At 58.5% G+C, this 7,883-nt stretch carries 9 protein-coding genes; 3 read left to right on the top strand and 6 right to left on the bottom strand.

What is annotated here, in order from left to right; genetic code table 11:
* Nucleotides 1–265: 265 nt before the first annotated feature.
* The gene (locus JHD64_RS20475) at nucleotides 266–898 is read left to right on the top strand and encodes a pyrimidine 5'-nucleotidase (RefSeq protein WP_110313851.1); all 633 of its coding nucleotides are present in this window, start codon (nucleotides 266–268) and stop codon (nucleotides 896–898) included.
* 27 nt (nucleotides 899–925) lie between these two features.
* Here the strand turns inward: JHD64_RS20475 and JHD64_RS20470 are convergent, their stop codons facing one another.
* Both JHD64_RS20470 and JHD64_RS20465 read right to left on the bottom strand, forming a co-directional pair.
* A complete protein-coding gene (locus tag JHD64_RS20470) occupies nucleotides 926–1,981 on the bottom strand; it encodes a PLP-dependent cysteine synthase family protein (RefSeq protein ID WP_199055377.1) in 1,056 nt (351 codons plus the stop codon).
* 103 nt (nucleotides 1,982–2,084) lie between these two features.
* Nucleotides 2,085–2,729, bottom strand: a complete 645-nt coding sequence (locus JHD64_RS20465; RefSeq protein WP_199055376.1) for an OmpW family protein — start codon at nucleotides 2,727–2,729, stop codon at nucleotides 2,085–2,087.
* 147 nt (nucleotides 2,730–2,876) lie between these two features.
* Between JHD64_RS20465 and ubiD the strand changes: the two genes are divergently transcribed.
* The gene (ubiD, locus tag JHD64_RS20460; RefSeq protein WP_199055375.1) at nucleotides 2,877–4,352 is read left to right on the top strand and encodes a 4-hydroxy-3-polyprenylbenzoate decarboxylase; all 1,476 of its coding nucleotides are present in this window, start codon (nucleotides 2,877–2,879) and stop codon (nucleotides 4,350–4,352) included.
* Nucleotides 4,353–4,432: 80 nt separating this feature from the next.
* Nucleotides 4,433–4,792 carry a 50S ribosome-binding protein YggL gene (locus tag JHD64_RS20455; protein ID WP_059285929.1) on the top strand — a complete coding sequence of 120 codons (360 nt, stop codon included), beginning with the start codon at nucleotides 4,433–4,435 and terminating at the stop codon, nucleotides 4,790–4,792.
* Between the two features lie 67 nt (nucleotides 4,793–4,859).
* Here JHD64_RS20455 and JHD64_RS20450 read toward each other — a convergent pair whose 3' ends face one another.
* From JHD64_RS20450 to aspA, 4 genes are all read right to left on the bottom strand, one after another.
* Nucleotides 4,860–5,459 (bottom strand): YdcF family protein, encoded by a 600-nt coding sequence (locus tag JHD64_RS20450; protein ID WP_199055374.1) that lies wholly within the window; start codon nucleotides 5,457–5,459, stop codon nucleotides 4,860–4,862.
* A 136-nt stretch (nucleotides 5,460–5,595) separates the two neighbouring features.
* The gene (locus tag JHD64_RS20445) at nucleotides 5,596–5,835 is read right to left on the bottom strand and encodes a DUF2164 domain-containing protein (protein WP_059285927.1); all 240 of its coding nucleotides are present in this window, start codon (nucleotides 5,833–5,835) and stop codon (nucleotides 5,596–5,598) included.
* 85 nt (nucleotides 5,836–5,920) lie between these two features.
* A complete protein-coding gene (locus tag JHD64_RS20440) occupies nucleotides 5,921–6,277 on the bottom strand; it encodes a hypothetical protein (RefSeq protein ID WP_199055373.1) in 357 nt (118 codons plus the stop codon).
* Between the two features lie 143 nt (nucleotides 6,278–6,420).
* The gene (gene aspA / locus JHD64_RS20435; protein ID WP_110313853.1) at nucleotides 6,421–7,821 is read right to left on the bottom strand and encodes an aspartate ammonia-lyase; all 1,401 of its coding nucleotides are present in this window, start codon (nucleotides 7,819–7,821) and stop codon (nucleotides 6,421–6,423) included.
* Nucleotides 7,822–7,883: the final 62 nt, after the last annotated feature.

Below are 7,883 nucleotides of genomic sequence, written 5' to 3'. Positions count from 1 at the left end.
TCTGTTTTTTAAAGAGCGGTGCAGGTCGCTGCGTTTCGTTTCCGTCGCTGCGTTGTCTGCTGAGGAGGCGAACTATACCGCCCTGCCCTACCCTCGTCAACACTTTGTGCGAAGAAAAGTGCAGATTTTGCGAGCCGCAAAGACAAGTCATTGATTTTAAATAAACTGGTCAATCCCGCCCAGTAAAGCACCTGGTGCAAGAAGTGGAAGTCCTGGCTTTTGCTTATGATAATGGCCGCTTCCTAAACCTTGCCTTGGCCACCACATGTCTGCTCCTACCTGGATTTTTGATCTCGACGACACCCTGCATCAGGCCAGCCTGGGTATTTTTGCCCATATCAGTCGCATGATGAATCTGTATATGGAGCGGCATCTGGATATGGCAGAGGAGGAAGCCCGGCGGCTGCGACTGCAGTACTGGCATCGCTATGGTGCGACGTTGCAGGGTTTGGTACGCCATCACGGTGTGGATGCCCGACATTTCCTGCAGGAAACGCATTTGCTGGATGAGCTGTATCGCTGGCTGGTATGGGAGCCGTCACTGGCGGCCACGCTACGCGCTTTGCCTGGCCGCAAGATTGTGCTGTCCAACGGCCCGCAACACTATATAGAAGGGCTGCTGCACAAAATGAATGTCCACCGCCAGTTTGCAGCCTGTTATGGCATGGAGAAAATGCGCTTCCAGCCCAAACCTGACCGGCGTGGCTTTCGCTGCATGCTGCAGGCGGAGCGGCTTGATCCGGCGTTCTGCATCATGGTGGAGGATTCAATGCCTAATCTGTATGCAGCCAAATCACTGGGCATGCGTACGGTGTGGATAAGCCGGCAGTGCCGCAAACCGGCTTTTGTCGATGTGCGGGTCAGCAAGCTGAGCCAGCTGCTGCGGCAGCGTTGGTAGCGCATAACCGCAGCCACCGTTGCCGATTTACCAGCGGCCTTCGAAGAAGAAGCGACGATAGCGCTCTACCCATGATGTGATTTGATGCCCGTTCTCTTCCAGCCACTGCGGGTTGTAGTAGCTGTTGAGGTAGCGGTTGCCATCATCGCAGATCAGTGTGACCACTGAGCCATGCCGCCCATTGCGTACCATATCGCTGACCAGTTCACACACACCGAACAGATTGGTGCCGGTGGAGCCGCCACATTTGCGGCCCATCACCTCCTCCAGGAAATGGATGGCGGCGTAGCTGGCGACATTGGGTACGCGGACGACCTTGTCGATGACGGTGGGAATGAACGATGGTTCGACGCGGGGGCGGCCGATGCCTTCCACACCGGAGCCACCTTCACAACGGCAGTCGCTGTCACCACTGTAATAGCTGTCGTAGAACACCGAGTTTTCCGGATCGACCACGCAGATCTGCGTGGTCAGTTTCTGGTAGCGCACATAGCGGCCAAAGGTAGCCGATGTACCGCCGGTACCTGCGCCACAGACAATCCACTCCGGCACCGGGTTGGGTTCCAGCTCCATTTGTTTGAAAATGGTATCGGCGATATTGTTGTTACCACGCCAGTCGGTGGCACGTTCGGCATAGGTGAACTGATCCATGTAGTGACCGTTCAGTTCTTGTGCCAGGCGTCGGGATTCTTCGTAGATGGTGGCTGGATCATCCACCAGGTGGCAGCGGCCACCGTAGAATTCGATGGAGCGGATTTTCTCGGCCGAGGTGCCGCGCGGCATGACTGCAATAAAGGGCAGGCCCAGCAAACGGGCGAAGTAGGCTTCGGATACCGCCGTGCTGCCACTGGAGGCTTCGATGATGGTGGTGTTGTAGCGTATCCAGCCATTGCACAAGCCATACAGAAACAGTGAGCGTGCCAGCCTATGCTTGAGGCTGCCGGTGGGATGGGTGGACTCGTCCTTGAAATACAGCTGGATCTGCGGCAGGGCCGGAATCTGCAGCGGTATCAGGTGGGTGTCACTGGAGCGGTTGAAATCGGCTTCGATCTTGCGTACGGCGGTGCTGGCCCAGTTGCTCATGCTATATCTCCTGATCTTATAAATAAAGAATACAATATTCTATTACCAGAAAATAAAAAAGCGCCTCGATATCGAGGCGCTTTGCTGCGGCAAGGCCAGTTGCTTAGAACTTGGTGCCGATACCCAGGCCAACCACCAGCGGGTCGATCTTCAGGGTGCCAACTTGAGTACCGTTGGAAGCCAGGCTTACGTCGGTTTTCATCCAGATTTTTTTGACATCCACGTTGATGAAGAAGCTCTTGCTGATCGGGAAGTCGGCACCAATCTGCAGGGCCGGACCGTAGCTGTTTTTCTTCACTTTCAGATCAGCATTCACGCCCAGATTGGCAGCATTCAGGCCTGCATTGTAAAAACGGGTGTAGTTGATACCAGCACCAACGTACGGACGGAATGCAGTGCTATCCGGGGCGAAGTGATATTGCAGAGTCAGGGTCGGCGGCAAGGTGGATACTTTACCCAGGCTCTTGTCACCAGTACCGGCGTTGGCAGTCACTTCGTGACGGCTGGTGCCCAGAATCAGTTCAGTACCGATGTTGTTGGTGATCATGTAGGTGAAGTCCAGTTCCGGAACGGTGTCGTCTTTTGCATCGACACTCTTCAGACCCAGGGTATTACCCAGAGCAGCATTGCTCCAGGAAGAGGACGGGTTCACGTTGATCACGCGGAAACGCGCGATGATGTCGCCTTGAGCAGCGAAGGCGCTAGCGGAAATCAGACCGATGGCCGCAGCCAGAGCAAGCTTTTTCATTTGTATTCTCCAAGAGTGTAGGCAAGTTCACGGTCTTGGGCTTCTACCGTAATTGACTTTCTAATAGGCCGGCAGTAGCTTGCGACGTTCAAGCGGAGGTTAACCAAACCTTCCGGTCAAAACTTTGCTTAAGATCATGAAACAGTCATGAAATATGCCGACCTGCGGGACTTTGTTGCTCAATTGGAACAGCAAGGCGAATTGAAAAGAATCAGCCTTCCGGTCTCGCCACATCTGGAGATGACCGAGATTGGCGACCGGGTGCTGAAAGCGGGTGGCCCCGCCCTGCTGTTCGAACACCCCCGGCACGATACGCAGACTTATCACATGCCGGTACTGGCCAATCTGTTTGGCACACCCAAGCGGGTCGCCATGGGCATGGGAGCCAGCGATGTCATGCAATTGCGCGAAATCGGCAAGACCCTGGCCTACCTGAAAGAACCAGAACCGCCCAAAGGGCTGAAGGAAGCCTGGGACAAGCTGCCCCTGCTCAAGCAGGTGTTGTCGATGGCGCCCAAGGTGGTGAGCAAGGCAGCCTGCCAGCAGATCGTGTGGGAAGGTGATGAGGTTGATCTGTCGCGCCTGCCCATCCAGCATTGCTGGCCGGGCGATGTGGCCCCGCTGATTACCTGGGGGCTCACGGTGACCCGCGGCCCCAACAAGAAGCGGCAGAACCTGGGCATCTACCGCCAGCAGGTGATCGGCAAGAACCGCGTCATCATGCGCTGGCTGGCCCATCGCGGTGGTGCGCTGGATTATCGTGAATTCCGCCAGCAGAACCCGGACCAGCCCTACCCGGTGGCCGTGGTACTGGGCTGTGACCCGGCGACCATTCTGGGCGCAGTCACGCCGGTGCCGGATACCTTGTCCGAATACCAGTTTGCCGGCCTGCTGCGTGGCAGCCGTACCGAGCTGGTGAAGTGCATCGGCTCGGATCTGCAAGTGCCGGCGCGGGCGGAAATCGTGCTGGAAGGCCACATCCATCCTGATGACATGGCACTGGAAGGCCCCTATGGTGACCATACCGGCTATTACAATGAGCAGGACTATTTCCCGGTATTCACCATCGACCGCATCACCATGCGCGAAAACCCCATCTACCACAGCACCTATACCGGCAAACCACCGGATGAACCGGCCGTGCTGGGGGTGGCACTGAACGAGGTGTTCGTGCCCATCCTGCAAAAGCAGTTTCCGGAGATTGTCGACTTTTATCTGCCGCCGGAAGGCTGCAGCTATCGCATGGCAGTGGTCAGCATCAAGAAACAGTACCCCGGCCATGCCAAGCGCGTGATGATGGGCTGCTGGAGTTTCTTGCGCCAGTTCATGTATACCAAGTTCATCATCGTGGTGGATGATGATGTGGATTGCCGTGACTGGAAGGAAGTGATGTGGGCCATTACCACCCGCATGGACCCGGTACGCGATACCACGCTGATCGAGCATACCCCCATCGACTATCTGGATTTCGCCAGCCCGGTATCCGGGCTTGGCGGCAAGATGGGGCTGGATGCCACCAACAAGATGTCGGGTGAAACCCAGCGCGAATGGGGCGTACCCATCGTGATGGATGAAACGGTAAAGCAGAAGGTCGACAGCCTGTGGCAACAGCTGGGGCTGTAACGGGTGCAGCGCCAGCGGCTATTTTCCTGTCGCCTGGCAATGCCTGTTATCATCGCCACGTCTTTTTGTAAGGAGTCATCATGTCCAATCTGCACAATCCCAACTCCGCCCAGCGCCTGAAGCGTCTGAACCATCGTCAGCGCAAGAAAATGCGTGTCGGCGAATACCGCGAGCTGGGTTTTCACCTGATCGCCACCATCGCCAAGGGTGTTGATACCGATGCGCTGCTGGACGACTGGCTCAACTGCATCGACGATGCCGCCATCAGCTTCGGTGGCCATTTCGATGGCAATGAAAAGCTGGAGGGTGTGGTGTTCCCGGTGGGTGAAGTGGCCATTACCGAAGAAATCCGCAACAAGCTGGTGGCCTGGCTGCAGGCGCGCAGCGAAGTATCCAATGTTGAAGCCGGTGACCTGATCGATCTGTGGCATAGCGCCTGATTGTTTGGTCCCGATAAAAAACCGGCCTCGCGCCGGTTTTTTACGTCTGTTGCTGCGGATCCTGCGATCAGGACAGCTTGCGGAACACCCGATAGCCGACATAGAGCCAGGTTTCCCTGACCAGGAATTTGATCTTGTTGCTCCAGCTGACATAGCGGCTGGACTCGGTAGGCGCTGGCGCGGCGATCATGTCCAGGTCATGCGCCATCAGTACCGCCCGCCGCATGTGCAGCGGATCGCTCACCAGCAGAAAGGAGCGTATGCCGAAGGGCGCTGCCAGCTTGTGGGCGTTTTCCAGGTTCTGCCAGGTGGTGCGGGATTCATTTTCCGCCAGCATGGCGGTCATCGGCACGCCCTGCCGCAGGGCAAACTCGCGGCCGACATCGGCCTCGGTCGGATAGCCGGGCTCCGGAGTACCACCGGTAAACACGATCCAGCGCACCCGGCCTTGCTTGTAGAGGGTCACCGCGTGATTGATGCGCTCGCGCAGCACTGGCGAAGGCTTGCTGCCCCAGGCGGCGGCCCCCAGCACCAGTGCGGCATCTGCCGGCTGCGTGGCGGGCTCAGCGGCATAACGGGCAATGCCCCAGGCCATGTAGCCAAAGCCCAGCAGCACCAGCAGCACGGCCAGCAAGAAACCTTTGAGCATCAGACGCAGATAAAGCATGAACCTTGGGCACAGGGGGAGAGAAACCCTGATTGTAACGCCGTTGGCCTGGGGATGGCAGACATTGGCCGCCCGACAGCCGGCCGGCAGCCTGCGAAGCGGGACAAGCAGCAGACAAAAAGCAGGCGCGAACGGGCTATTTTTCCAGCTCCCAGATGGCTGCCTGCAGCGATTCCATGCGGCTGCTCAATGCCTGCTGCGCATCGTCCAGCGCCTTGTTATAGATCTGCCGGCCTATCCTGGCGGCAACAAAATCCAGCAGGAACTGGGCATCGAATTGTCCGACCTCAAGATTCAGCTGGGTGGCCAGATAAGCTTGCAGCTCGGGTGCCAGCTGTTGCAGTTGCTGCTGGCTGAGCATGGATTGGCTGGACATGGCAGGGCTCTCTGGATGCGTAAAGAGCGGCATTGTGCCCTGCCCGGCAGCAGCTGCAAAGCCATTCGCACCAGCCGCCCCTCAATCAGCGCGACAGGGCGCGTCCGATATCGACCAGGCCGCGCAGGCAGACCTCGCCGGTTCGCTGCTGCAGCCGCTGGCCCAGGGCATACAGCTGGCAGGGATCGTGTTGTGGTACTGGCAACTGGCTGCATAGCTGCAATTGCACTTCGCCGCTGCCATGCAGCAGGGTGATGGCATCGGAACAGCAGCGGCGCAGCAGGCGGGACAGCTTGTCCGGCAAGGGGGCCGGGCTGCACAGCACGTGGCCGGTATGAAAGGTGGCCGCGCGCAACACTTCTTGCTGGCGACGCCATTGCGCGCTACAGCAACTGAGCCAGCGGGGGCTATTTTCCAGCCACCAGATCAGGGCTTGTGTCATGTTCCACTCCTTTTTGTGCATTGCACAATACACTTATACATCCAGCCCTGCCCCGGCACAAGCCAACAAAAAAAATGGCCGGGCAAATACCCGGCCAACACAGGAAAGTCGGTACCGGACAAGTACCGACAGCAGAACACCGTTTAAGACAGCCAGCGCGGCTGGGTCAGGGCTTCCGGCTGCAATGCCTCGTCCAGCTGGGCGCGCTGCATCAGCCCGCGTTCCAGCACGATATCGTAGACACTGCCACCGGTAGCGTGTGCTTCGGCCGCCACGGCGGTGGCGGCGGCATAGCCGATGATGGGATTGAGCGCCGTCACCAGACCAATGGAATTGAGTACGTCGGCGCGCAGCTTGGCCTCGTTGGCGGTAATGCCCTTGACGCAGTGCTCGGTGAGCGTGCTGCAGGCATTGGCCAGATGGCGCACGCTGCGGAACATGCTGTAGGCAATGACCGGCTCGAAGGCATTGAGCTGCAACTGGCCACCTTCCGCGGCCATGGTGATGGTCATGTCATTGCCGATGACTTCGAATGCCACCTGGTTGACCACTTCCGGAATCACCGGATTGACCTTGCCCGGCATGATGGACGAACCGGCCTGCCGCGCGGGCAGGTTGATGTCACCGATGCCGGCACGCGGGCCGGAGGACAGCAGGCGCAGGTCATTGCAGGTTTTGGACAGCTTGACTGCCACGCGCTTGAGGACGCCGGACAGCTGGACGAAAGCGCCGCAGTCCTGGGTGGCTTCGATCAGATTGGGCGCAGTCAGCAGCTTGAGGCCAGTCAGCTCGGACAGGTGCAGACACACCAGCCGGGCGTAATCCGGATGCGCGGTAATGCCGGTGCCGATGGCGGTGGCACCCAGGTTGATTTCCAGCATCAGCGCACGGGCTTCGCTCAGGCGCTGCTCGTCCTCGCCCAGCATCACGGCATAGGTCTGGAATTCCTGACCCAGCGTCATCGGCACCGCGTCCTGCAGCTGGGTGCGGCCCATCTTCAGGACATTCTTGAATTCTTCCGCCTTGGCGGCAAAGGCTTCGCGCAACACGAACATGGTGCGCTGCAGGCGCAGCACGCCCCAGTAAGTAGCCAGACGCAGGGCGGTGGGATACACGTCATTGGTGCTCTGACTCATGTTGACGTGTTCGTTGGGGTGCAGCTTGTCGTACTCGCCTTTACCATGGCCCAGGATTTCCAGCGCACGGTTGGCGATGACTTCGTTGGCATTCATATTGGTGGAGGTGCCAGCCCCACCCTGAATCACATCCACCACAAACTGCTCGTGCAGCTTGCCATCCACCAGTTCATCGCAGGCATCGACAATGGCCTGGGTGCGCCGCGCATCCAGCAGGCCCAGATCACGGTTGGCCAGTGCCGCCGCTTTCTTGATGTATGCCAGCGCAATGATCAGGTCGCCATAGCTGGCAATGGTCTGGCCAGTGATGGGGAAATTCTCCACCGCGCGCAGGGTGTGGACACCCCAGTAGGCATCAGCCGGGACGGCGCGATCGCCAAGCAGGTCGTGTTCGATACGTGTGGACATGCAAAAGCCTTTGTCGATGGTCTCCGCCAGCGCGGAGTGATGGGGGCAGACTGTAGGCTGCC

This window comes from Aquitalea sp. ASV15, assembly GCF_016429115.1.
Classification (GTDB): Bacteria; Pseudomonadota; Gammaproteobacteria; order Burkholderiales; family Chromobacteriaceae; genus Aquitalea; species Aquitalea magnusonii.
Note: the sequence above shows the minus strand (reverse complement) of the source record. Positions and strands in the feature narration are given on the sequence as shown.

Coding starts and splice junctions, on each gene's coding strand:
- JHD64_RS20475 (WP_110313851.1), top strand. CDS start 266: ATGTCTGCTCCTACCTGGATTTTTGATCTCGACGACACCCTGCATCAG.
- JHD64_RS20470 (WP_199055377.1), bottom strand. CDS start 1,981: ATGAGCAACTGGGCCAGCACCGCCGTACGCAAGATCGAAGCCGATTTC.
- JHD64_RS20465 (WP_199055376.1), bottom strand. CDS start 2,729: ATGAAAAAGCTTGCTCTGGCTGCGGCCATCGGTCTGATTTCCGCTAGC.
- ubiD (WP_199055375.1), top strand. CDS start 2,877: ATGAAATATGCCGACCTGCGGGACTTTGTTGCTCAATTGGAACAGCAA.
- JHD64_RS20455 (WP_059285929.1), top strand. CDS start 4,433: ATGTCCAATCTGCACAATCCCAACTCCGCCCAGCGCCTGAAGCGTCTG.
- JHD64_RS20450 (WP_199055374.1), bottom strand. CDS start 5,459: ATGCTTTATCTGCGTCTGATGCTCAAAGGTTTCTTGCTGGCCGTGCTG.
- JHD64_RS20445 (WP_059285927.1), bottom strand. CDS start 5,835: ATGTCCAGCCAATCCATGCTCAGCCAGCAGCAACTGCAACAGCTGGCA.
- JHD64_RS20440 (WP_199055373.1), bottom strand. CDS start 6,277: ATGACACAAGCCCTGATCTGGTGGCTGGAAAATAGCCCCCGCTGGCTC.
- aspA (WP_110313853.1), bottom strand. CDS start 7,821: ATGTCCACACGTATCGAACACGACCTGCTTGGCGATCGCGCCGTCCCG.